Origin of the sequence: Mucilaginibacter conchicola, from assembly GCF_003432115.1 — a bacterium.
Classification (GTDB): Bacteria; Bacteroidota; Bacteroidia; order Sphingobacteriales; family Sphingobacteriaceae; genus Mucilaginibacter; species Mucilaginibacter conchicola.
In genome coordinates, this window is sequence record NZ_QWDC01000003.1 from 736769 (window position 1) to 759493 (window position 22725).

Here is a 22725-nt window from a genome sequence, read left to right on the forward strand (position 1 = left end):
AATCCTTAATAAATCTGCCATGTTAAATTTTAAGATATTTATTTCCAGCCGGAACAATGACCCGATCACAATTGATACTGTACCCGGCGAAAGCCTTACAGAAATAAGAAGAAAACTGAAAGCAAAACTTGAAAGTGAACTGTTTATGGGTAAGCCCATTTTTGAGGTGAAGATAAATGAGGATTTCGCGGCAGATGCATCAAAAGACAGTTACCAGACCTGTCTTGACGAAATCAAGGATTCAGATTTTACTATTGTTCTGTACAATGGCTATGCAGGCTGGGCGCCGCCGGCAATTGAAGTAGGTATCTGTCATGCGGAAATGGAGCAGGCTCTTGCTGTTTCGCAAAATAAAACGGCCGTGATCGATATCAGGGAATTTGCACTGGTTAACTCCGTCGAGGCGGATGAAATTAAAAGGAACAAGGCGTTCGAAGACTACCTTTTAAAAATGAACAGGTTCGGCAATCCGGTAAAGCTTATGGCCGGTCACAGATCATCTGCTGACTTTGAGGAAGAACTTTACCAAACGGTGCTAAGCACGCTATCCAGGCATTTCGAAACACGTATTAAATTGTCCAACCAGTATTTTAGCGTAGAATCGAATAACAAGGTCTCCCTTGACTGGAAGAAGTTGAAATATAGTGACAGGGATAAAGCAATTACCAGGATTCTCAAAAAATTGATAAGTAATTCTGTTTATTTTCCTGACGTTACAAGACCTGTATTTTCCATCCCGGACAATATGTCCAGAGAGGACGCCAAAGCCTTTGCAGGACGTCCTTTTTTAAATGACCCTATTTTATACGATGCAGGTAAAACCGGACCAATACACTTCGTCGGCGTATTTGGAACAGCGACGGAAACGCAGGTAAAAAATGTGATAGGATACACAGATGTAAGTGTAGTTGTTTCAGATTTCGGTCTTTATGTCTGGGAACAAACGACCCATATCCAAATGGTGTTTCTTACAAAATGCCGAACTGAAGAGGCAATAAATATGCAATTTCTGGCCTTTAATAACTGGATTATTTCAAGCGAAGAATATGAGAATCTTTTAAAAAGAGCGGAGGCGAGGACAATGATATTAGCAGCCGTTAACGCCGCAAAAGCGTTGTTGTAATTTATGATAAGACGGGTATTTTATTCATGGCAGTCTGATATCAAAGGTGCGGCAAACCGCAACCTGATCCAGCATTCATTAGAAGCGGCCGCAAAAAAAATAGCCGCTGATGATTCCGTAGCAGTTGAGCCGAGGATTGACAGGGACACCCTTGACCTGCCCGGTTCACCGGATATTTCGGCAGCAATATTTCACAAGATCAGCCATAGCCATGTGTTTGTAGCCGATATATCCATTATAAACAGCAGTTACGGGGGGCGTAAAACCCCCAATCCCAATGTGCTTATCGAACTTGGGTATGCTTTGCATTGTCTTGGCCATGAACGGGTTATTCTCGTATTTAATACCGCTTTCGGGAAACCAGAAGAATTGCCATTCGATCTTCGCTCAAAACGCATCATGACTTATTATTCCGCTGAAAATGCGGTTGAAAGGGCTGCAACACGAAAAGAACTTGAAAGTAAGTTTAACAACGCGCTCAGAGATGCGTTGCTGATGCTTCCCGATGGTGAACTAACCAGCCCGTATATAAGTGTGTTGATTACGGCCATTGAAAACCAGTCAAATAACCGGATCATAATGCTCAGGAGGTTTTTGAAAACTATCCTGGAGAAACTATCCGGATTGGAGCCGCCAACAATTCACAACGGTGGCACCTTAGATCATTTATTGGCAGCTATTGAGAAGTCGGAACCACTGATATTGGAATTTGCTGCTGTGGCCAATACTGCTGTTGTAATAAAAGATGTTACCTTAATTGAAGAGATCTATAAATGGTTTGGAAGTGTAATCGAAAGATATCGGGTAGCTGATAGCGGCGGAATTACCTTCGACGGGGATTATGATTTTTTTCGTTTTGCCGGTCATGAAATGCTTACCTCCTTATTTGGGTTCCTGCTTGCAGATGAGCAGTATACAATAATTCAGCGCTTGCTGCAGAAAACAATAACAGTAAAATACCTTTTAGAGGAAAACGGGCCTGCAGATGTCAATTATTACTATGGTTCTGAATGGGCGTATTTGCTGAAAGAAGAAAGTGAGAGGCGCGGAATCACAAGTTTGCATGCTAATTTGCTTAAAGACAGACATCAAAATGGACGGTTGGCCGAACTGATTCCGATGCGAGACTTTGCAGCTGCTGATTTTTTTCTATATCTCTATAACAAAATTTCTAAACTTGATCACTCCAGGTTTGGCCATGGCTGGAAGCCATGGAGCATTGTTTTCCTTAAAGAGCCACCGGTGTTTTTGAAAAAAACAGAACAGGAGGTTTTTGCGTCACAAATGGTGGCGTTTTTCAATCTTAATACAATAGAAGAACTTAAACACGAGATCGAATCTCATACGCTTAAAGTAAGATCATTTTATTACAGAGTGACGCTTGATTTATTTCTGCGTTCTTTCATGTTTAACAAGATAGGCACCTTGAAATGACATGAATTTGTTTTGCTTATTAACCAAATAGTTTATTCCCGTTTTCGTAATATACAACGGCATTCCATCAGATCGGGCAGAATCAGAAACTTCCGGATCTTTGATCCCTAGTACTTTCATCTGCCGTAAGTGGTCCCGCTATCCTTACAGATCGACCAGCCACTCATTCAGTTCAGTAAACATGTCGGCCAATCGATCATACACCGCATCACAGACATAGGCATAATTATTGGATATGGCGTTAGGCGCAATACCCAAAGCTTTCAGCGGTGTTTGCAGCTTTGTTTTGATGTCCCCTCCTTTGTGAGAGCCCAGGTTCCTGATGTTAACAAGGGCGCTTAGGTCGGCCAATGGAAAGTTGTCATTTTTTTCCAATGTGCGTTTTACGATCTCCAAATTATCTTTAGTGATATCAAGGCCTGAGTTCCGGGCAATGCTGAAATATCTGATCAGCATTTCCAACAGCTTGAGGCTTCGAAACCCGTTTATCGCCGAGTCCGGGAATTCCAGACAAGTGATTGCTTTACGTATTCTTGCTTCCTGTAAATTCTCGCCCAGTAATTGGTAAAGGCTTTTACATCGCGTCAGAAACTGGTCTTTTGAAAATCCGCGGGCTGGTATATGGCGGCTGATTTGCTCATAATCTAAGAACTCTGCCCAGCCACGATGGTCGATGCTGTCTTCGTCAAGCGTAATGATATGGGCGGCGGTGTAGTCAAAGTTACAGGCTCTGTTAATTAATTTAGCAAGTATCCGGCCGAAAAGGAAAAACCTGCGAATAAGTCGGCGGGATTTTTCTTCTATATTTTCTCCCGGCCTGATTGCAGAGGGATCTATCGAAAACTTATTCCAGTAGTCAATTTCTCCGTAAGGAGTGCCTTCATAAAGTTTTTTAATTTCCACTTTGATACCGTTTCTGCCGATACGCTCGCAATGTGATATCGACCATTGGTTTAAATAGCTGACGCTGCCAGATTCGGGATGAACTTCATAATCATCATCCTGCTCATAACGGTCCAGTACTTCATCAGAAACGTAGGCAAATTCGCCTGGCATTTCGTGTCTTGCCCGCCAGCTGTCAACCAAACCCCCGATTCCCTGCCAATAGTGTCCAATCTCCTTGGGGATTGCATCCTCATCTTTCTGTGGGGGCAATAACAGACGGTAGCCATTGATTTCGATATGTATGCGTTTATCCTGATTAAAAGACCTCCTCAAACGGATTTCGAAATGCCCGGTTTCTCCTTTGTAATGATCTTTTCCATTTAATAATTCCGCGGTTGTGCTATCCAGGGGGAGATCTGTTTTTATTGTGAAAATCTGAACCGCTGACTTCTTCCTTAGTTTTAAGTAGATTTCCAGATATTCCGGTAATATTTTTACATAAGACTCCGTATGGCTAGGGAAATCATAATTCGAGACGGGTTTATTTATGATGACGTTATACAATGGCTTGGCGAGGTCGTGCCATAGCGTTTCGTCTCCTGCAAAACGCGGTATCAGATCAAAGGTTTTAACGAGTCCCTGGTCTGGAAGCAAGGTAGTCTGGTTGCCTGAGGTCCATGAAACGACCAGTGTTTCAGCTTTCTTTAATCCTGGTGCCGGTGAAAGGTAAAGCCAGAAATCTGGTGTGTATGCCCAGTCTTCATGATAAGATGCGCCGGTGCTATTGACAAAAGGATTGGTGTGTGAAGCTTTTATTTTCTTAAATAGCCCAGGCGAAATAAGCGCGGTATTGGTGTCGATAGTTTTAATTGAGTCTTCGTGCGTCACTGACCGCAGCTCCGCTAACGTCAAATATTCTTCGCCAGGAAGCGTTTCTTCAAGAACGCTACCGATCAGTTTAAGAATCAGGTTTGGGTTGCTCATCCAGCAAAGATAAATGAAGTTTCAGGTATAGTTTCCGTCCAGCGCTCATGGCGTTAACGACATGATTCACTTTGTTTAGTGGGATTGTCCTCAAACAAAACCCTTCGTACAGTCAATAAATTTGATCTCCAAACCTGCCGCGTGCTGATATTCCTCGTATAGCTCGGACAATGCAGTCATTTCAGCAGTCGTGCTTTGTCTGACTTTGAAAATAAGATAGATAGCATGGTCAGCGCCGATGCCCCGCATATATTTGGTCAGCTTATCGAGATAGGCCCGACGCTTGGTTTGGTTCTGAATCTCGGGGTTATGCAGCAGTTTGAGTTCAATCATTACCGGTCCGATGAATCCATATTTGACCAGCAGGTCTAATCTTTGATCATCCGACAGCTGCACTTCACGTAAAATGTCAGCCTCCCGGATCCCTTTCCGCATAAGGCTGTTTTCGAGTTGGACGGCCAATGTTTTTTGGAGAATATCTTCATTAAAAAGCCGGGTGTTTTTCGATTGCTTTTCTCCGCTCAGTTGTAAAGCCGTGTGCGCATATCCCTTGTTAAATACGAAATTTTCTAAATCTGTTACGGAGGCGTTAATTATTTCGGATAACGCTCGCTGATTATATATGGGAAGGTAACGGCTGGCCTTTATACTGTTATAAATGCGTACCGGATCACTGATGGAATCGTGACGGGCCAGTACCGAAGATAATTGCTTTTCCAGTTTTACCAGATGTGATTTAAATGCTACAGCGGTCCCGCTATACTCCGATCGGGTCAGGATGCTGTTGATGCTATTGATGTTTTTCAGATCGTTATTGTTTTCAAAATATTCGAAAACGATAACCATAAGATATTCACTATAGCGTTTGTGCCTGTCTAATGGCCGGATAGACAACGCATATTCGAGTAAATCGAAGATGCGTTGCTGGGTGCTGTGATCGCGGTGAACGTTGAGGCATTTTCCGAATTGTGGTTTATCTAATTCTACTTCCCATTCTGGATAAGGACGAATTCCATTCCGCCTGACCGGTTCATCGTCCAGAAGTATCTTCCGCTTTTTTAGTTCTTCAAATCGCCAGCTAATTGCTGACTCATCGGCATATATTGTGATCAGGATTTCGTTGGCCAGATCAGCTAATTGCCTTTTCGATTCATTATTTAAATTAAATTCCCTGAACAATCTGGTTAGGTAAGCACGATCTGCGGTTTTCCGGTTGTTTATGTCTTCGTAACATTTCAGCGCTTTGATCTTTTCGTAACCCGCCGTTACATCTGAAGAAATGATTTGTTGCAGAAAGGGAGCAAGACTGATCAACTGATAATCCTTAATCAGATCTATAAATGAACTTGCAGCGCTGAAAACATAATCATCTTTTCTTTCTGCACAATATGCCCACAAAATTTCCATATCAGCATCTGTCAAGGGACCCAGAAAGGTCATGATCGGTTCGATCACTTCGATGTTATCGACATTGTAATCACGCAATAGCGGTAAGTATTTGATGATCTTGTCTCTGTTTGCTGCAAGGATTTCCTTTTCTTCAAGAAATAAAGCCATCCTAACAAAAAAGCCAAAATTGAACCACCAACTGTTGTTTAACTGATAATTGATTCGGTCCTTTTCATTTTTGACGGTAATACGAAAGCCTTCTGTTTCAACATTGGATATAATATCTCTGATCAGTTGCCTGATCTCGGCGTGTTCGGCCGGTTGGATTAGTGGAAGCAGTGTTTCGTAATGTTCAAAATAATATTTGAAAACATCGCCGTTAAAACTGTTTTTCCCTGGCTTAAGCAGCTTTTTAAATTGGGCGTATTGTTTTTTTAATGAGTCCTGTTTCTCCCGTTCAATAGGCCGGGTTTCTGGCTTTCGTTCTTTAAACAGATGACCGAAGCGTTCTTTTATTCCGGCTATCACAGGTTTTCGTGAATAGCTGCCATCGCGTTCCATGTGCCCGATCAGTTTCCTCAGGTCGTAATAGCGAATGGTTTGCTGGCTTGCTTTATTTTCAATCTTGGCGAACTGGTCGATGCTGATCACTCCTGAAATTGCTTCTGCCAGCTCTTGCAGTATGTTGGCGTGAACATTAGATTTTAAAAAGCGGTCAAAAAAGCCCTCGTTGTTTTCAAAGAAATATCTTATTGCCCGTTCCATAAATGCTTTTTTTGTTCCGCTTAGGTAAGGGTAATCATCAGAGTCCGCTATCACATAAAATAGCTGTTCGACTTTTTGATCCAGCGATTCGTTCCGATAACGCTTGATCTGATCAAAAAGGGAGTAAAACCCGGTAAAGCTCCAGCGATTGCTGAAAAGGCTTTCGATCAGTATATTGTTGCTGAGCAAAATATCCAAAACGCTGTGAATCGCAGGGAGGGTGGTGAGATCGTCAAAGAAACGTTCTTTAGAGTTAACCCCTGGTTTGTTTTCCAAAATGTCGATAAAGATATCGACACTTCTGTCTGGTGCAACTCTTCCTAAGCTATCCAGATACCATTCAATAATCTGATCGGACCGTTCTCTGATTTTCGGATAGAGCGCGATCAGCTCCGCGTGCGCTCCGAAAGCTTCTAGTCCGTAAAAGATTTCTTCAAATTTGGGGCTTTTATCAGGCTGGGTAATCGAACCGATCAAATAGCTTACCCATTCAATCCTCAATGGTTCGGAGAACATGCCACGTGCGCAAACTTTTCCTGTGACGAGCAGACTGTTTATAAAGCGCATAGTTTCAGCAGGAGTGGTGTTTTGCGGAGGTGATAAAGAAAGTAAACTTTCAAGGTCGGGATGGTATAATGCTGCCAGCCGTTCGTCTTTGTGATAAAGGTAACCTCCGTTATATTGGAAATAGGTAAAGACAGCCGTAAAAACATTTTTTTTAATGTTTTCGTCCGCTGATTCCATACCCGGACCCAGCAACAGATCGATCAGGCGTTCTTCAACCTGGCGTTGCGGCTGAGCCGACAAGTAATTGGCTAAACCGCCGGCAACTTTATCGGGTTCAAGCTCAATTGCATATTGAATGACATCAAACCAGTTTGTGAGAATTATCTGAAGTTGCTTTTCGATAATCAGGTCGTACAAAACCTGTTCACTATTACTCATACGAATCAGCTCTTTTGCTGCCAGGTATTCCTGGAACTCCGTATTCTCAAATTCGAGATAATCAAATTCAACGCTTTTTAGCGTTCGTTCGATAAATGTGTTAATACTGAAATTCTGGAGGAACGCCTGATTTACGTTGCTGTGAGTTTCATCCAGAAAGGAGATTAGTTCATCTTTGGTTATCCGGTTCCGTTGATATATCTCCATGATCAGCGCAAGTTTTTCAAGAACACGCTGGGTGATCAATAATTCATTATGACTTGCGTCGTCGCTCTCCCGCTTGCGAATATGTTCGAGTATTAAAGTGATTCCGGAATTGTTTTTCGCAGCGTTCTCTTTGAGCTGTTTTTTTATGGCATTTTGCTTTTTTGAGGTCTCTGTGAATAATTGATAGTAGATGACCTTTTCAAAAATTTGCACTCGGGTTAATGTGTTGAGTTCCGCGATGGTCCACTGACCGGCAAGGATAGACCTGACCAATCCTTCCAAATAACGAGGAGTCCGTAAAACAGAGTCGCGGTTGCTCCCGGCAGATTTGTTCAGTATACTTTGTACCATATCCTCATTACCTAAAAAATGTTCGAGGTATTGGCGTATGTGTACCTCACTGAATTGTTCAATAACAACAAACTTGAAATCGGGGAATTCCTGCAACCTGCTTTGCCATCGCATCAGGTAATGTGTTCGGCAGGAAATGAAGATATGCAGGTTGGGAACTTGTCCGCTTAGCGTTTCTATTTTATCCAAGGCAAGAGAAAACTGAATGGCAGATACTTCGTCAAGACCATCAAAATATATATGGCTAACTTCACTATCCCAGTTTTCATACAGTGTTTCATTGTTATCCAGTGATTGTTTTAAGTCAATTGACTTTGCTTTACCAGGTGGAAGGTCCTGAGCCAGTTTTCCTAAAAGGCGGCTTTTGCCATACCCTGGTTCGCTAATTATAAATGCTCTGCTAATTGCGTTCAACGTAGCCGCGTCTGCGACGGACATCCGGTCATGTTTGTAAACAAACCGTTTTGGCTCATCGGAAGATTTTATATCCTCCAGACTTTGATAGGTTGAGATATAAGGAAACAAATAGAATTCCTTTGGATCTTTTTCAGGTAGATTTTTCATAAAGTAAAAACTAAAGCGAATCTTACTTCTGCTTTCATAATTTAAATAGATAAGATAGGTCACTTGCCATGAAGATATAATCTTTTATAATCGATCTTAAACAGCAGACAATAAGTATCACTTTACAATCTTTGAATATTAACCTGTCAGGCGGGCTTTGTTATAGTTAAAGACTGAGCCAGTTTGTATAATAAGTTCTTGTCCGGTCCGTAAGCTATCTTATTGAAATTACGAACCGCAAAACTGTTGGTTACTCCGGCCAACTTTAAATCCCATTAGCTTAAATGGCTGATTCTCTGTCTCAGGGTTTTGAGTTTTAGAAGTTTTCACATTTCAAAGCTACACAATTCAAACTTTTATCCCACTTAGCCTAAATCTATAAATTAAATAATTTCGGAATTATTCCTATATCAACTCCACAAAATTTTGCATGATTTTTGACGAAAAATCATGCAAATGATAGGTCTGTTCATTAACTTTGTATGAGGAGGTAATTATGTCAAAGTCTTTAGAATTAAAGAAGCACCTTAGGCGGGGCAATGTTTACCGCAGATCTGAATTAGAACAATGGTCTAATTCGGTAGACAGGCACATCGGGGAACTGATTGGTAACGGAACGCTTGAAAAAGTTGGCCCGAGCCTGTATTATTATCCGAAGCAGAACGTTTTCGGAAAAGAACCACCTTCCAATAAGGCACTTGTCGGGAAGTACCTGAAGGATGGAAAATTCCTGATCACATCTTACAATCATTATAATAAATTGGGCTTGGGGACAACACAATTGTATAACAGCCTGATCGTATATAATCATAGTAAAAGCGGTGAAGTTAAACTCGGAAATAAGGTGTTCATCTTCAGAAAAAAAGGAGATTTTCCAGCGGAGCCAAGTAAAGAATACCTTGTGATCGACCTGGTAAATAATCTTTCAGAACTTGCTGAAGACCAGCCTGCGGTCCTAGAGCGTGTACAGCAGGCCCTTCCCAACCTTAATGCTAAAGCTTTACGCACGACCTTGCAAAGGTATGGAACCGCCAAAACAAGGAAGATTCTTGGTTCAGGTACGTTCAAATCAGTTTAATAATGGGTAAAGAATATCTTCATGAACGTAAAGATTTCAAAAATCTTTTGCTGACCCTTGAAGGTGAGACGGGGATCCTCGCACCACTGATCGAAAAGGATTACTGGATCATGCATGTTCTTCACAGCCTGAAAACAGACGGGTTGAACTTTGAATTGAAGGGTGGGACCTCACTGTCCAAAGGATACAAAATAATAGATCGTTTTTCAGAGGATATTGATCTGCATATCAGCCCGCCGGAAGCATTTAAAACGGATACCGGCCTGGATATAAATGAGAATCCCAAGTCAAGTAATAAAAACCATTTTAATCCCAGGCGACAGTTTTTTGACTGGTTAGCTAATCATATCAAGGTTAAAGGCATAATGGAAATTGTCAGGGACACGGCTTTCGATGATCCCCGAAATTACCGAAGTGGCGGTATCAGATTGATCTATAAAAGCCATTTTGATACCGTCTGGGGCATTAAGGATGGCATATTACTGGAGGTCGGATTTGCAAAGGTCACGCCGAATTCCCCCGTCGACATCAGTTCATGGGCTTACGATCGGGCGATGGCCTCAAAAATTGATATCGATGATAATCGTGCGATTGCCATACCATGCTATCATGCTGGGTACACTTTAGTGGAAAAGCTCCAGACAATAGCTACGAAATTCAGGGTTGAGCAAAGCAAAGAGAACGAGGATGCGCCTAAAGTGAATTTTATGCGACAGTACTACGATATTTTTCAATTGTTACACCAGGAAGATGTCTTGGCTTTTATTGGGACAGAGGAATACTTCGAGCATAAAAAGTTTCATTTCCCTGAGATCGACCTAAATGTTGCTATTAACGACAATGAAGCGTTTAAACTTAGTGATGAATCTATCCGAAAAAACTTCAGGAGCAGATATATGGCTACTTCTGCACTATACTATCAGGGGCAACCTGACTTTGACGAAATGATCTCTTATTTACAGCCACTCCTTACTAAACTTTAAAACAATTCAACAGCATAACTGCTTTGATCATTAAGAGCTGGTAATGACTGATATTCTCGTCGCGTACTTAGTAAGAAAAACGATTGTGCTGCAAAATGCTTGCTTGAAAAGGGCTTGTCAGGCTGTTAGCTGTGTAGTGTATTAAATAAGGGCAAGTGACAATAACAATTTGTTCTTGTCACTTGTTTCTAATATGCCGTTAAATATTTTTCAACTTACTGACAGTTATTATGATCGTACTTTCTGGATGCAAAATAGTTTTGTAAAAGGCTTACTAAAATTTTTATGAGCTATGGGTGTATTAACGCATATGAACACGGTATATTTAAATAATACCATAAGCGAAATAAAACATCACCCTAACGTTCCAATTCTTTGTAATGCCTATTAAACGTTAATTAAGGTTTGTATCTTAGCATGTAGACCTTATTAGGTTATTTATGCAATCAAATTTAGTAAAGCGAAAGCTGAGCCAGCTATACTTGACGCTTGTCCCCATCTTAACCATCGTTTTGGGGATGGGTGTCGGGTATATAAGTTATCATATTTATTTGCCGATCTGGCTGGTCAATGTCGTTTTAATGCTCACGGCCAGCTGGGTGCTGGGCGCCCATGTGATCACAACAGAGGGCCGGCAGAACAAGCAGCTGGTTGCCTGCGCCTTGTTTTTTATTGGACCAACACTGCTTTCGTCCATGTTCGCGGGTTTGGGCGCGCCGCCCTATGAAAGTCCCAAAGCCTAGGTATCCTCTGCCAACGAGCAAATGATCAGGTATTATTTTCTACTAGCCATGGGCGTGCTGATTGCTTCTGGATACGCCGTGTTAAGGGAACAGTTAAAAAACACGCCGGGTAATTTTTACGCCTCACTAGGGTTTACGGCGATCCTGATCGCCACACCCATGTTTTTGATCGATATGTCTTTCTGGGGCTTCTACCTGACCAAGCTAAACCAGATGATCGTCGCCTCGAGAATCGCCAGTATACCGGAATGGCTGCCGCCGCTTCGTAATCAGTTTTTTTATATCAATATGATGGTCGCTGCGCTAGTTTATTTAGGCACAGCCGGTTTTGCTCTGGCATTAAAAAGAGCTTCTTGGTTTAAGCCGGGCGCTTGCCGGGTTTACCTGATGGTCAGCATGTCATTTTTTGTATTGGATGTATTGCCGCCGACCTTACCAGAGCCATTTTCTACCTTGAATTTTATTGTATCGATCCCCGCGGTCCCTTTCATGCTGCCTTATTTCATAGGCATCAATTTATTGAAAAAGATCGGGAACGGTCTGTCTGTATAATGCTAAAATTGCTTGGGATAGCTGAGCAGTCATGCTGTTTATAGTGGACGAAGATCGACGATGAGTTTACCGACCAACTTATGATGCGAAGCAGCCGCTTGATAAAGTGGTCCGGGATGTACTGCCTTCTACGGACGATGCTGCCGAAGTTCTTGTCAAAAAGCACATTCCCAACCAAAGGTCGGAACAGCCTGAGCCTGAAACTATTGGAGCAGTATTGTCAAGAATGTCCGCAATTTTTACCTAACTTTAATGCAATCGATGTTAACGTACAATTATAGTTACTTCCGCTTTTGATATTCAAACAACAATTTAAATGAAAAGCACGCAAAAGATAATACCGATACTGATTCCCTTCATTTTCTCTTTTTTATATTCAAAAGCGCAGCAGCAAAAAATAATTGATGTACATATCCATTGCTATGATAGTAAACATTTTAGTTATCCTGCACCAGACATTGCCGGAGTTAAAAGTTCAAAACAAACAACTGAACATTTTAACGACACCTATGCAGCTTTCCGCAGGGCAGGGGTCGTAAAAGCCGTAATTAGCGGGTCTCCTTCAAGCGTAGCGCATTGGGTTAAAAACGATCCGTCCCACATGTTTATCCGCGGGCTTGCAATAGACTCTCCCGGAGATTTCGACATTGACACTGTCCGTTTTGAGCAAATGGTAAGAAATAAAGAAGTAGAAGTATTTGGCGAATTGGGCACTTATTATTCAGGTACCACTTTGGGCGACAGCGTGTGGCAGCCCTACCTGCGCATCTGTGAAAAATATAATATTCCTGTTGCCGTTCATGAGGGCGGCGGTCCACCAGAAACGCCATATCATGGATCACCTAAAGCTCGGCTCGCCTTAGGAGACCCTTTCCTGATAGAAAGTGTGCTAGTAAAGTATCCTAAACTCCGGCTTTATATGATGCACTCTGGCGAGGTGTGGTATGAACATGCTGTGAGATTAATGCAAATGTATCCGCATCTTTACTCTGATTTAGGTGTGCTCCTATGGGTTTCACCGCTCACCCAACATTACGCTGTCGAATTTTTAAAGCTTGCAAAGGCCGACGGCAGCTTAAACAGGGTAATGTTTGGCACCGATCAAATGGTTTGGCCGGGAGCTATTGAAAAATCGATTCAATTTTTAAATAGCCTTGATTTTCTTACCAAAGAGGACAAGCAGAACATATTGTACAATAATGCTGCAAGGTTTTTACAATTAAAAAACTAAAAATCTTTAAGCAATGCTTACTTTCGCAAGGTTATCCTCACTTCGGTTAACATGATAGTACCAGAAATGACCTGAATTTAGGTCAAAAAGTTTGTTTTTAATTTGGTACTGAAATCTCATAATTTACTGATAATCAGCTTGTTGGCAATTTATGTATCGTCGCTCTGAAACAGACTTACATCTTCGCTTATAAGATCCATACTTGCATCATTTTTTACCGGACCTGTTCAGCGTGGGTTGACCGCACTTGGCCTGACCATTGCTGGAAAAAGATATTTCCGAAAGCCTAAGCATATATAAACATATCTAAAACGATAAGTCGCTCAATCATTATGCTTTCCAAACCCAGTTATCTCAATTTCGACAACGAAAGCTATCCCTGGAAACCTGACATCGATTACTGTAAACACCCGGAACGATACCGCGTAGGGAAAGGTGAGCAGGGGGTGCTGATCTGCGAACCTTACAAAAGCGAGATAGGACAGTACTGGCGCTTCAAAACGCCGGGTATCGCAAAACAAAGCAGCGAAAAGATTTACCAGATGTTTCAAACATATCTGGCGGACAACGATTTTGTTGGTGCAGATATGGCACGCAAATACCTGCAAATGGGGTATACCCGGGCCCGCAGATACGCCAATTACAAAGGCGGCAAAAAATACGACAAAGCCAATGACTTTCGGCCGCTCGAACGCGGCACGGGCGAAGCGGAAAAGGCTGAATCGGCAAAGATCTTTTACGGGAAATGGAAATCAGCGGAAGCCAATGTGCAGTATGCCGCTCTGAAAAAAAGATGGAAGTCGGAAAAAGGCTGACATTTTTATGATTACCAGCCCGAAATGGCTCGCTTGTTGCGATGATCAATTTATGGCAGAAGACATCATCACAACGTTACCACAGAGGACGGGAAAACGGAAGCTTATGTGCTGAAAGAAAAGATCAACAACGGGAACGGACAGCTCTTGTACCGCTTCCGTCATCAGGAGCGGGAGCTGGAACACCTTATTACCAGGGATGGCGACACATGGCGTTCTCTGAATCCCGGGGATATGCATGAGCATGTTTTCCGTCATCTCTGCACATTTGCCGAAAAACTATAGATCTTTATATGAACAAACATAATTTCTACCTGATCGCCGGCCTCGCCGGAGCGGCGGCAATTCTGCTGAAACTATCATCCTGCGTTTCCATCCCAAAAGGGGCAAAGGCCGTTAAACCCTTTGATCAGCAAAGGTATCTGGGCACCTGGTATGAGATTGCGCGAATGGACTTCAAGTTCGAAAAAGGGCTCGATCAGGTTACAGCAACTTATTCGCTGAATAAAGACCGCAGTATCCGTGTGGATAACAGGGGTTTCAAAGTGAAGGAGAATAAATGGAAGCAAAGCACCGGTAAAGCCAAACCCGTTTATTCAGCAAACGAAGGCCGGTTGAAAGTATCATTTTTCGGGCCTTTCTATGCCGGATACAATGTGATCGCTATCGATAAGGATTACCATTACGTCCTGGTCGCAGGCAACAATCTGGATTATCTGTGGCTGCTGTCCCGGGATAAAACCATGCCGGAATATATCAGGCAAAGGTATCTGGAACACGCAAAAGCATTGGGCTACGATACAGGTAAACTGGTATGGACAAACCAGCATTCCGACCGGAAAGACCGTTAAGTACCGTTCTGCTTGCAGCTTCTTCCGGTTGACCTTGGTTCCCGGCCTGGATCACGCCCCAAAACGGTAACTGAGGTCGCCGAAGAGGGGGACGTGACGTTTGGACCAGTATCCGTCAATGCGCCTGGACCAGCATGTATTCTTTAACCCGAATGGGAGTAAAGTATTGAGAAACAATTTATTGGTTGACGGTTTATTCTATTAATAAACCATTCCTCTTGCTCAAAAATCTACCCGTCCTGAAGGAAAGCGCCGGCCTGCGCTATTTCACCTTTTTGTATCTCTACGTTATGCAGGGGATACCTTCCGGTTTTGCGCTGACCGCTGTGGCGAATTATCTGACCGGGAAGGGGCTTTCTTCGCAAAGTGTCGGTACATTCGTTGCGGTTGTCGGTATTCCCTGGATCATCCAGTTCATTTGGGGGCCGGTTATCGACCGCTATCAGTTCTCCGTCATCGGTCACCGCAAACAATGGATCGTACTGACGCAATTTATGGCATTTCTGGCCTCGCTGAGTTTACTGCTGATCAGCGATCCTGTAAAGCAGCTGGGTACGGTATCACTGGCTTTCTTCATACACAGCAATTTTGCCAGTGTACAGGATGCCAGCGTGGATGCGATGGCCATTTCCGTTGTGCCGGAAAATGAAAGGGGCAGGGTAAACGCATTCATGCGCGGCGGTTACCTGCTGGGTATTGCACTGGGCTCTGCAGGATTGTCATCCATCTTATACCATTATGGTTTTTACTACGCGGCGCTCACACAATCGGCTTTACTGCTGGTATTCACCCTCAGCACTTATGTGATCCGGCTGGATCAGGGAGACAGCTATATACCCGCCTTCGGCAAACAACGGAAAGGTTTTGCCGCCGCAGAGAAGGCAGATAACCCCGGGCTGGGCTGGCTGTTTAAACAACTTTACCAAGGCATTACCACGAGGAAGAGCCTGCATACTTTCGGCATAATCGCCCTTGTTTACACCTGTAACAGTATATTCATCCGTTCTTACGCTTATCATCTCATCCATACCCTGCACTGGCCCTACAATGCCGTATCCGTTCTACAGGGGGGATGGGGGACGCTTGCCACTTTACTCGTCACGCTCGGGGGCGGGGTGCTGGCTGACCGTATCGGCGCATCAAAACTTCAGCTGAGGGTTATGATTGGCGTCTGTTTTTTCCTCATCAGCTTTAATAGCCTGGGCGCCCTCTGGTCCCACAGGCCGCTGAGCATATCGGGACTCATCCTGTGGAATTTTGCCGACCCCCTTTTCAGCGTTGCGGCAATGCCCGTGCTTATGTCGCTTTGCCGGGAGAAAGTGGAAGGGTCGCAGTTTACGGCCTATATGGCCCTGGTGAATTTTTGTGACGTTGCGGGCGCCTATCTTTCCGGCCTGGCGATGAATTACCTCAGCGCTCCGGTGATCGGTGTTTGCTGCGGCGGACTTATCCTTGGTGTCGTGATTATCATCTGCTTTAGCCGCCGCCAAAAACGAAGGGAAGCATTATCCGAATTTACGAATCTACCCTGAAAAGGAGTAGCCAATGTCATGGTTTTGCTAACCATTTTTTGTTTCAATGGTTATCTGAGTATGAAAAATCCACTTAAAAAAACAAATAAAGGTTTATTGATAGGCGCAATCGCAGCGGGAGCGGCGGTTGCAGGCGGCCTCAGCTGGCTGTTATTTACCAACGGCGGCAAAGCGCTGATCAGCAGAACGAAGCAAAACATGAAAGAGCAGGCGGCGGACCTTGCCGCCTCTGTGCTCAGCGAGCAGACCGGGGTGACCAAAGATGTTACAAAGCCGGCCGCCCAGGCGATCATTGAATAAGATCACTGATCGTTTTACAACAAAGGCGGCTACCAGCCGCCTTTGTTATTTTGCTTTAATTAATTCAGGCTTTCGACTTTCTTTAACAACTCATCGATATCAAAAGGTTTGGCCAGGTAATCGTTGGCGCCTGCCTTCCGGGCGATGTCTTCCCCGTCCCGGCTGGCCGAAATGACCAGGATCGGCAGGTTTTTATATTCCGGCATTTCTTTCAGCGTCCGGGTGATCTGGTCACCCGACAAGACCGGCATCCACAGATCAAGGATCAGCAGGTCCGGCCGCTCGTCCCGGATGCGCCCGATCAGTTTCAGGCTGTTGATCTCTGTCGATATTTCATGTTCTTCTGCGTATAGCGCCATCTCCAGCATCTCCAGTATGCCCTCATCATCGTCGCAGATCAGTATCTTTTTACTCATTTGTCTTTTGCTTAATCGGTAATGTGAAATTAAATGTCGATCCTTTCCCGTGCTCGCTGTCCACCCAAAGGTTACCGCCATGGTGGCTGACGATCTGTTCGCAGATATAAAGGCCGATACCCATGCCCGGGTAGTTCTTTTGTGTGTCGCTTGCGCGGTAAAACCTTTCGAAGATCTTCCGCTGGTCGTCAGGCGAGATACCGACCCCGAAATCGGTCACCGAAAATTTGACATAATCGCTTACACGGGCCAGGTTTACTTCGATGTTTGCGGAGTCAGGGGAATATTTGATCGCGTTGGACAACAGGTTGCTGACCACCTGGCTGAGCTGGGATTCATCGCCTTCATAATCGATGCCTGTCGAGCCGGAGATCACCAGCCGGTGTTTGGGAGATACGTTCTGAATCGTATCGGCCGTCTCTCTGACCATCTCATCGAAATCAAAACGTTCCCTGTGGAGAGTGATATTGCCGGTCTGGATCCTGGAAACGTCCAGTAATTCCTTGATCAGGGTGTTCAGCCGCTCAATATGTTTCGTACTTTTGCCCACCACTTCGAGGAGCTTTTCATCCGCGTCCTTTGGCAGCAGCCGTTCCAGGATCTGCATGTATCCTTTGATCGTGGTCAGCGGTGTTTTCAGTTCATGGCTGGCTACCGACAGAAAATCATCTTTCCGCTGTTCGATCGCTCTGCGGTCGGTGATATCTTCGATCGCAAGGAGAATCCTGTCGCGGTACTCGCCTTCCAGCTCTACGCGGTAAGCATTCAGCAGCATCAGTTTTTTGCCGATATGCGGAAAGATATGTTCGACCTCGAAATCCAGGACAGGATTGTTGCTGGGCAATATGTTTTCCAGCAGCTCCTTCAGTTTTGGAATGTTCCACTGTCCGTTTCCCAGGTCATAAAGGCTTTTATCTTCGGTTTCAGAGGCGGTCACCTTAAAGGTGTTGAGAAAGTGACGGTTTACGCCAATCACTTTCAGGTCCGGCCCCAATACTACCAGGCTTTCCCTTACGGTCTGAATAATACTGTCCAGGTATTCCTTACTGGCGTTGAGTTGTAAGGTCCGCTCTTTTATTTTTTGCTCCCGGAGTTCCTTTTCACGGTACAGGTCTTCTTCCGCCTGCTTCCTCCTCGTCACGTCGTGCTGGACACCGATAAAGTGGGTTACCCTGCCGTCCGCTGCCTGTACCGGAGAGATGAACAGTTCGTTCCAGAAAAGGTCACCGTTCTTTTTATAGTTCCTGATCTCCACCGAAACATGTTCGCCCTCCTGAACAGCCCTGCGTATCTTTAGGCGCTCAGGCTGCTGCCGGTCGTCCGCCTGGAGGAAACGGCAGTTATGACCGATGATCTCGATCCGCTTGTAACCTGTCATGCGCTCGAACGACTCATTACAGTATATAATAGGATTATCCGGTAACTGGTTGTCAGTGATGATGATGCCTGAAACGCTGGCATCGAGCGCCGCCTTGATGAGCGGAAGGTCCGGGGAGTGACCGGCATCCCCCGGGAGCTGGTCAGTAGAGGTATGGTTTTGCATATAGTTTTCGTATCCTCGCAAAGCAGGAACACGCATTCCGGATTCACGTTTTGTTTCCTGTTCCGTGACCAAAAAATATTCCAATCTCACGTTCAGGCACAAAATGCGAAAAGCGCCGTAAGATCCCCCTCGCCGGCGCTTTTCTTCCGTGGTGATATACCTGCGGTTTGGATCTTAAACAATCCCCGGCGGTAAAAGTTTTAAAATATCTGGCAAATATTTCATCCTAAAACCAAATAGCGTAAATTTTGTGATTTTAGCTAAATTTATTAGTTTTGCTGGGCAGTACTGAAAGCCATTTCCCCGTTCGCCCCAGCCCCGTCTGTTAATACTGCCCAATCCATTTTACATGCAAAAAAATATTCTGATCATCGAAGATGATGAAGATATCCGTATAATGATGTCCTATATTCTGACAGAAGAAGCTTATCTGGTGAACACTTTTGCTGACAGTCCCGGAATTGAAGGGATAAAAGCGGTAGCGCCAGCAATGATCCTGCTCGATAACCGCCTTTCGGCCGGTTACGGCAGCGATCTATGCAAACAGCTGAAATCTGATCCGGAAACAGCCGGGATTCCGGTAGTGATCGTTTCTGCTGTCAGCGGTCTCCGGGAACTTGCCGCTTCGGCAGGGGCAGACGCCTATCTTGACAAACCTTTCAGTCTCGAACAACTCACGGAACTGGCCGCAAAATTCTTAACCCGATAGATATGGAACTTTTCTACCTGATCTACATGAGCCGTGCGGCCCGTAAAATGCGGTCCGCAGACCTCGATGAACTGATGGACTGGTGCGTGAGCAGGAACCGGTCGCTGGACGTCACCGGTATGCTGCTTTTCGTGGAAGAACGAAACGCCCTGAACTCCTGGGGACGTTTTGTGCAGGTTCTGGAAGGCCCGGAGGAAACTGTCCGGAACCTGTATAATTCCATAAGAAAGGATAGCCGGCACCGGGAAGTGACCGAACTGTTCACTTATACGGTCGGACGGCGTAATTTCCCTGACTGGAGTATGGGATTCAAACGCCTGGCGAGGGAAGAACTTCCGCCGGAAGTAGCTAACTGGTTCGATCCCGAAAACTTTCCCCGGGCGGCGGAAAGCGGAAGGCTGAATATCCCGCTGACCTACCTCCACTCATTTTATGACCTTTACAGAACATCCTGAAGGACAACAAACCTCCGGACATAATAAACGGTCACGATGTAAACAGGTGGCCAAATGGCACAATATATGCGGGTGAAGATATGTCGCGGGCATACAGACATCGAGCGCTCAGCCGCCTGGCCTGCGATATTTGTTCAGCGGTCGTTTACCCGGGAACGGTCTTTCATCAGTTCGTTCAGTTCCCGGTCCAAGCATTCCCAGCCTGCTGGCCTTCCGTCGGAATATCCCTGTTTGCGGAAAATAAAGTAGATCGTGGTCCCTTTGGTCGGCAGATGACGGTAGCTCCACAGGCCGGGTTGTTCACCAGCCGAAAGGATCAGCAACTCACCGGGGATTTCCCCCGGAAGCGGTATAATGTTCAGAATGGCACCGAAGCGGTCGATACGCTCCTGCATCAACAGATCGTAGGTCATAGATTATCTAAGCGACAGTGCAAAAGATTGTTTGGGCAGCTGTCAAATAAAAAGTTATTGCTTTCTGCCGCAAACATTGCGGACGGGTGTACGTTTTAAAACCGCATGAATAAACACATCGTTATCATCGAAGATGACCAGGAAATACTCGACCTGCTGACCGAAAGCTTATCCCGGGGTGGTTACAGGGTAACGCCTTTAAGGCATATCCGCACCTTTGAGGAACTGATCGACTTGGCGCCTGACGCGTATATCATCGATGAGTTACTGCCCGTTATCAACGGGCATATCATCTGCATGATACTGAAGTCCAAGCCACAGACAAAAAATACGCCGGTATTGCTGATCTCCGGAGATCACCGTCTGGAGCATGTTGCCTCGCTTTGCGAAGCAGATGATTACCTGCATAAGCCCTTTGATGCCTATCACGAGCTGCCGGAAAGGCTCCGTTCACTGATCGGCAGCACGGAAATAGTGAACGACGGCAACGCATAAAAAAGCCGCCCGGAAAGGCGGCTTTCATTTTATGCATGTTTTTTTCAGGCGTTCCCGTCTTTGAGAACCCAGACGCTGACGGAACCCGCCTGCACCCGGAACTCCGCCCAGCCCTCATCATTCACGTTCACTTCCTCCTGCACTTTACCCAATGCATCGGTAAACGTCCGCCCTGCAAAGTGCCGGCCGATCTCCATGAACTTGTTCCCGGCTTCGCCGTTTGAAATAAGGACCGCGCAGCCGGATCCCTCTTTTTCCTGTATGCCGCTTCTTGTCCATCCGATACAATTGGGATGGTCGAAATAATCGCGCTGTTCACCATAAGCCAGAGACTTTCTGACGGCCAGCATCGCTTCCAGTTCTTCCACCTTACGCAAAGTAACCTTGTGGTCTTTACCGTCCCCTCCGGTGTCTTTGTAATGCGAGCCGTAAAGGTCAGCGTAAAACAGGCAGGGGTAACCATCCGACCGCAACAGGATCAGCGAGTAGGCGATAGGCCTGAACCAGGGTTCGACAGGCTGCTCAAGCGACTGGAGCGGCTGGGTGTCGTGGTTTTCCACCAGCGTGACGGCCAGCAGCGGATTGCTTTGTACGAGCGTACCATCAAAGATCGTCCGCAAATCGTAATCCGAACCCGACCTGGAAGCGTGGTGAAAGTGAGCTTGCAGCGGCGCGTCAAAAAGCGACATTCTTCCCCCCGTGGCATCAATGTAGTTCAGCATAGCCGGCAGATCATATGGCGCCCAATACTCGCCGACCGTAAACAGTTCCCGGCCGGTTTCCGTTCGCATAAAGTCCAGCCATTCGTTGTAAAAGCCCGGGTCCATGTGCTTGATCGCATCCAGGCGGAAACCATCCATTTTTACCGTGTCAAAGAACCATTTGCCCCAGCGTTTAAGTTCTTCGCGCACATGGGGGTTCCGGAAATCAATGTCGCAGAGCATCAGGTAATCGAAGTTGCCATTCTCATCGTCCATCACGTCCTGCCAGCCTTCGCCGTACTCGTTCTGGATGCTGAAGATCGCGCTTTCCTCGTTACCCGCATCCCAGTCCACCCCGGAAAAACAATGATAATCCCAGGTAAATGCGGAGTATTTACCCTGCCGGCCCGGGAAGGTGAACTTTGTGAAGGCCTCTATCTGGTAAGGTTCGCTGATAAATTCATTTCTGTTCGTTGGTTCAACCTTCCTGACTGTAACGGTTTCCTTTTCATCGGCGCCGCCCATATGGTTCAGCACCAGGTCGCAGTACACGCGGAGGCCTGCCGCTTTTCCAGCTGCGAGCGCATCGGTGAGGTCCTGTTTGCTGCCATATTTCGTTTGAACAGAACCTTTCTGATCGAATTCACCGAGGTCATAAATATCGTAAGAATCATAACCGACCGATTCCCTGCCTTCCATGCCTTTGTGCGCAGGAGGGAGCCATACCGATTCGATGCCCATTGCTTTGAGCCTGCCCGCCTCATCCCTGAAGTGGTTCCATAAAGTGCCGTCCGCCGGATAATACCATTCGAAGAACTGCAGCATTGTAAAATTTTCCATAAGTATAAAGGCCGCTTGCTGCGGCATGCAGATAACCGCGCACAGCCTTCAATGTTTGCCGGATGTGCCTGTTACGCCTCAGTCTTTTCGGACGGACTGTTTTCGGGGATATTTACCTTACTGCCATCGCGCAACGCGTAGAAATGCGGGGACATGATCTCGACGCCGGCTTCGTGGAAAGTATCAAGGATACACTCAAAAAGACGCGAATAAATGACCGCCTGTTTGTTAGGGTATTTGGTGTAGGCGTGAAGCTGGTAGCTGACAAAATAATCATCCAGGCTGGTTTGCTGTGCAAAAGGCTCGGATCCTGCAGTTGCACGTGCAGTTCAGGCCGGAGCTCCCCGGCGCTGAAGTGGCCGGCCTGATCCGCTCGCTCAGGGGCCGGGTACAGGAACTTTACCCGCAATACAAACACTTC

General features: G+C 45.4%; 20 protein-coding genes. 14 read left to right on the forward strand and 6 right to left on the reverse strand.

The features are described 5' to 3' along the window. Window positions 1-19: 19 nt before the first annotated feature. Both D0C36_RS20020 and D0C36_RS20025 read left to right on the forward strand, forming a co-directional pair. Window positions 20-1123 carry a DUF4062 domain-containing protein gene (locus tag D0C36_RS20020; RefSeq protein WP_117393439.1) on the forward strand — a complete coding sequence of 368 codons (1104 nt, stop codon included), beginning with the start codon at window positions 20-22 and terminating at the stop codon, window positions 1121-1123. A gap of 3 nt (window positions 1124-1126) precedes the next feature. Then, window positions 1127-2557 carry a hypothetical protein gene (locus D0C36_RS20025; RefSeq protein WP_117393441.1) on the forward strand — a complete coding sequence of 477 codons (1431 nt, stop codon included), beginning with the start codon at window positions 1127-1129 and terminating at the stop codon, window positions 2555-2557. 144 nt (window positions 2558-2701) lie between these two features. Here D0C36_RS20025 and D0C36_RS20030 read toward each other — a convergent pair whose 3' ends face one another. Next, entirely contained in the window at window positions 2702-4426 is a 1725-nt protein-coding gene (locus D0C36_RS20030; RefSeq protein WP_117393443.1) for a hypothetical protein, read from the reverse strand. 90 nt (window positions 4427-4516) lie between these two features. Then, window positions 4517-8647, reverse strand: coding sequence for an NACHT domain-containing protein (locus D0C36_RS20035; protein WP_117393444.1), 4131 nt, complete (start codon window positions 8645-8647; stop codon window positions 4517-4519). A gap of 496 nt (window positions 8648-9143) precedes the next feature. Here D0C36_RS20035 and D0C36_RS20040 point away from each other — a divergent pair, with 496 nt between their 5' ends. From D0C36_RS20040 to D0C36_RS20080, 9 genes are all read left to right on the forward strand, one after another. Continuing rightward, entirely contained in the window at window positions 9144-9725 is a 582-nt protein-coding gene (locus D0C36_RS20040; protein ID WP_117393446.1) for a hypothetical protein, read from the forward strand. Window positions 9726-9727: 2 nt separating this feature from the next. Further along, a complete protein-coding gene (locus D0C36_RS20045) occupies window positions 9728-10708 on the forward strand; it encodes a nucleotidyl transferase AbiEii/AbiGii toxin family protein (RefSeq protein ID WP_117393447.1) in 981 nt (326 codons plus the stop codon). Between the two features lie 440 nt (window positions 10709-11148). After that, window positions 11149-11451, forward strand: coding sequence for a hypothetical protein (locus tag D0C36_RS24415; protein ID WP_147322061.1), 303 nt, complete (start codon window positions 11149-11151; stop codon window positions 11449-11451). Window positions 11452-11499: 48 nt separating this feature from the next. Further along, a complete protein-coding gene (locus D0C36_RS20050; RefSeq protein ID WP_117393448.1) occupies window positions 11500-12003 on the forward strand; it encodes a hypothetical protein in 504 nt (167 codons plus the stop codon). A gap of 316 nt (window positions 12004-12319) precedes the next feature. Next, window positions 12320-13234, forward strand: a complete 915-nt coding sequence (locus D0C36_RS20055) for an amidohydrolase family protein (RefSeq protein WP_117393450.1) — start codon at window positions 12320-12322, stop codon at window positions 13232-13234. 332 nt (window positions 13235-13566) lie between these two features. Further along, window positions 13567-14049: a DUF4385 domain-containing protein gene (locus D0C36_RS20060; protein WP_117393452.1), complete on the forward strand. Its 483-nt coding sequence runs from the start codon at window positions 13567-13569 to the stop codon at window positions 14047-14049. Between the two features lie 293 nt (window positions 14050-14342). Continuing rightward, window positions 14343-14900, forward strand: coding sequence for a lipocalin family protein (locus D0C36_RS20070; protein WP_117393455.1), 558 nt, complete (start codon window positions 14343-14345; stop codon window positions 14898-14900). A gap of 218 nt (window positions 14901-15118) precedes the next feature. Further along, window positions 15119-16432: an MFS transporter gene (locus D0C36_RS20075; RefSeq protein ID WP_147322062.1), complete on the forward strand. Its 1314-nt coding sequence runs from the start codon at window positions 15119-15121 to the stop codon at window positions 16430-16432. Window positions 16433-16492: 60 nt separating this feature from the next. After that, window positions 16493-16732, forward strand: a complete 240-nt coding sequence (locus D0C36_RS20080) for a hypothetical protein (protein ID WP_147322063.1) — start codon at window positions 16493-16495, stop codon at window positions 16730-16732. Between the two features lie 59 nt (window positions 16733-16791). On the opposite strand, the gene D0C36_RS20085 is transcribed toward D0C36_RS20080, so the two are convergent. Both D0C36_RS20085 and D0C36_RS20090 read right to left on the reverse strand, forming a co-directional pair. After that, window positions 16792-17148 (reverse strand): response regulator, encoded by a 357-nt coding sequence (locus D0C36_RS20085; protein WP_158557156.1) that lies wholly within the window; start codon window positions 17146-17148, stop codon window positions 16792-16794. Next, entirely contained in the window at window positions 17141-18691 is a 1551-nt protein-coding gene (locus D0C36_RS20090; RefSeq protein ID WP_117393461.1) for a sensor histidine kinase, read from the reverse strand. The genes D0C36_RS20085 and D0C36_RS20090 overlap by 8 nt, the downstream gene beginning before the upstream one ends. A 349-nt stretch (window positions 18692-19040) precedes the next feature. Between D0C36_RS20090 and D0C36_RS20095 the strand changes: the two genes are divergently transcribed. Continuing rightward, window positions 19041-19400, forward strand: coding sequence for a response regulator transcription factor (locus tag D0C36_RS20095; protein WP_117393463.1), 360 nt, complete (start codon window positions 19041-19043; stop codon window positions 19398-19400). 2 nt (window positions 19401-19402) lie between these two features. Next, entirely contained in the window at window positions 19403-19855 is a 453-nt protein-coding gene (locus D0C36_RS20100) for a BLUF domain-containing protein (protein WP_117393465.1), read from the forward strand. Window positions 19856-19989: 134 nt separating this feature from the next. Here D0C36_RS20100 and D0C36_RS20105 read toward each other — a convergent pair whose 3' ends face one another. Continuing rightward, window positions 19990-20268 carry a hypothetical protein gene (locus tag D0C36_RS20105; protein ID WP_117393466.1) on the reverse strand — a complete coding sequence of 93 codons (279 nt, stop codon included), beginning with the start codon at window positions 20266-20268 and terminating at the stop codon, window positions 19990-19992. A gap of 105 nt (window positions 20269-20373) precedes the next feature. Here D0C36_RS20105 and D0C36_RS20110 point away from each other — a divergent pair, with 105 nt between their 5' ends. Further along, window positions 20374-20763, forward strand: coding sequence for a response regulator (locus D0C36_RS20110; protein WP_117393467.1), 390 nt, complete (start codon window positions 20374-20376; stop codon window positions 20761-20763). A 44-nt stretch (window positions 20764-20807) separates the two neighbouring features. Here the strand turns inward: D0C36_RS20110 and D0C36_RS20115 are convergent, their stop codons facing one another. Then, window positions 20808-22304, reverse strand: a complete 1497-nt coding sequence (locus D0C36_RS20115) for an alpha-amylase (RefSeq protein WP_117393628.1) — start codon at window positions 22302-22304, stop codon at window positions 20808-20810. Window positions 22305-22725: the final 421 nt, after the last annotated feature.

Excerpts from the sequence above, each read along its gene's own strand:
- D0C36_RS20020 (WP_117393439.1), top strand. The coding sequence starts at position 20 with ATGTTAAATTTTAAGATATTTATTTCCAGCCGGAACAATGACCCGATC.
- D0C36_RS20025 (WP_117393441.1), top strand. The coding sequence starts at position 1,127 with ATGATAAGACGGGTATTTTATTCATGGCAGTCTGATATCAAAGGTGCG.
- D0C36_RS20030 (WP_117393443.1), bottom strand. The coding sequence starts at position 4,426 with ATGAGCAACCCAAACCTGATTCTTAAACTGATCGGTAGCGTTCTTGAA.
- D0C36_RS20035 (WP_117393444.1), bottom strand. The coding sequence starts at position 8,647 with ATGAAAAATCTACCTGAAAAAGATCCAAAGGAATTCTATTTGTTTCCT.
- D0C36_RS20040 (WP_117393446.1), top strand. The coding sequence starts at position 9,144 with ATGTCAAAGTCTTTAGAATTAAAGAAGCACCTTAGGCGGGGCAATGTT.
- D0C36_RS20045 (WP_117393447.1), top strand. The coding sequence starts at position 9,728 with ATGGGTAAAGAATATCTTCATGAACGTAAAGATTTCAAAAATCTTTTG.
- D0C36_RS24415 (WP_147322061.1), top strand. The coding sequence starts at position 11,149 with ATGCAATCAAATTTAGTAAAGCGAAAGCTGAGCCAGCTATACTTGACG.
- D0C36_RS20050 (WP_117393448.1), top strand. The coding sequence starts at position 11,500 with ATGGGCGTGCTGATTGCTTCTGGATACGCCGTGTTAAGGGAACAGTTA.
- D0C36_RS20055 (WP_117393450.1), top strand. The coding sequence starts at position 12,320 with ATGAAAAGCACGCAAAAGATAATACCGATACTGATTCCCTTCATTTTC.
- D0C36_RS20060 (WP_117393452.1), top strand. The coding sequence starts at position 13,567 with ATGCTTTCCAAACCCAGTTATCTCAATTTCGACAACGAAAGCTATCCC.
- D0C36_RS20070 (WP_117393455.1), top strand. The coding sequence starts at position 14,343 with ATGAACAAACATAATTTCTACCTGATCGCCGGCCTCGCCGGAGCGGCG.
- D0C36_RS20080 (WP_147322063.1), top strand. The coding sequence starts at position 16,493 with ATGAAAAATCCACTTAAAAAAACAAATAAAGGTTTATTGATAGGCGCA.
- D0C36_RS20085 (WP_158557156.1), bottom strand. The coding sequence starts at position 17,148 with ATGAGTAAAAAGATACTGATCTGCGACGATGATGAGGGCATACTGGAG.
- D0C36_RS20090 (WP_117393461.1), bottom strand. The coding sequence starts at position 18,691 with ATGCAAAACCATACCTCTACTGACCAGCTCCCGGGGGATGCCGGTCAC.
- D0C36_RS20095 (WP_117393463.1), top strand. The coding sequence starts at position 19,041 with ATGCAAAAAAATATTCTGATCATCGAAGATGATGAAGATATCCGTATA.
- D0C36_RS20100 (WP_117393465.1), top strand. The coding sequence starts at position 19,403 with ATGGAACTTTTCTACCTGATCTACATGAGCCGTGCGGCCCGTAAAATG.
- D0C36_RS20105 (WP_117393466.1), bottom strand. The coding sequence starts at position 20,268 with ATGACCTACGATCTGTTGATGCAGGAGCGTATCGACCGCTTCGGTGCC.
- D0C36_RS20110 (WP_117393467.1), top strand. The coding sequence starts at position 20,374 with ATGAATAAACACATCGTTATCATCGAAGATGACCAGGAAATACTCGAC.
- D0C36_RS20115 (WP_117393628.1), bottom strand. The coding sequence starts at position 22,304 with ATGGAAAATTTTACAATGCTGCAGTTCTTCGAATGGTATTATCCGGCG.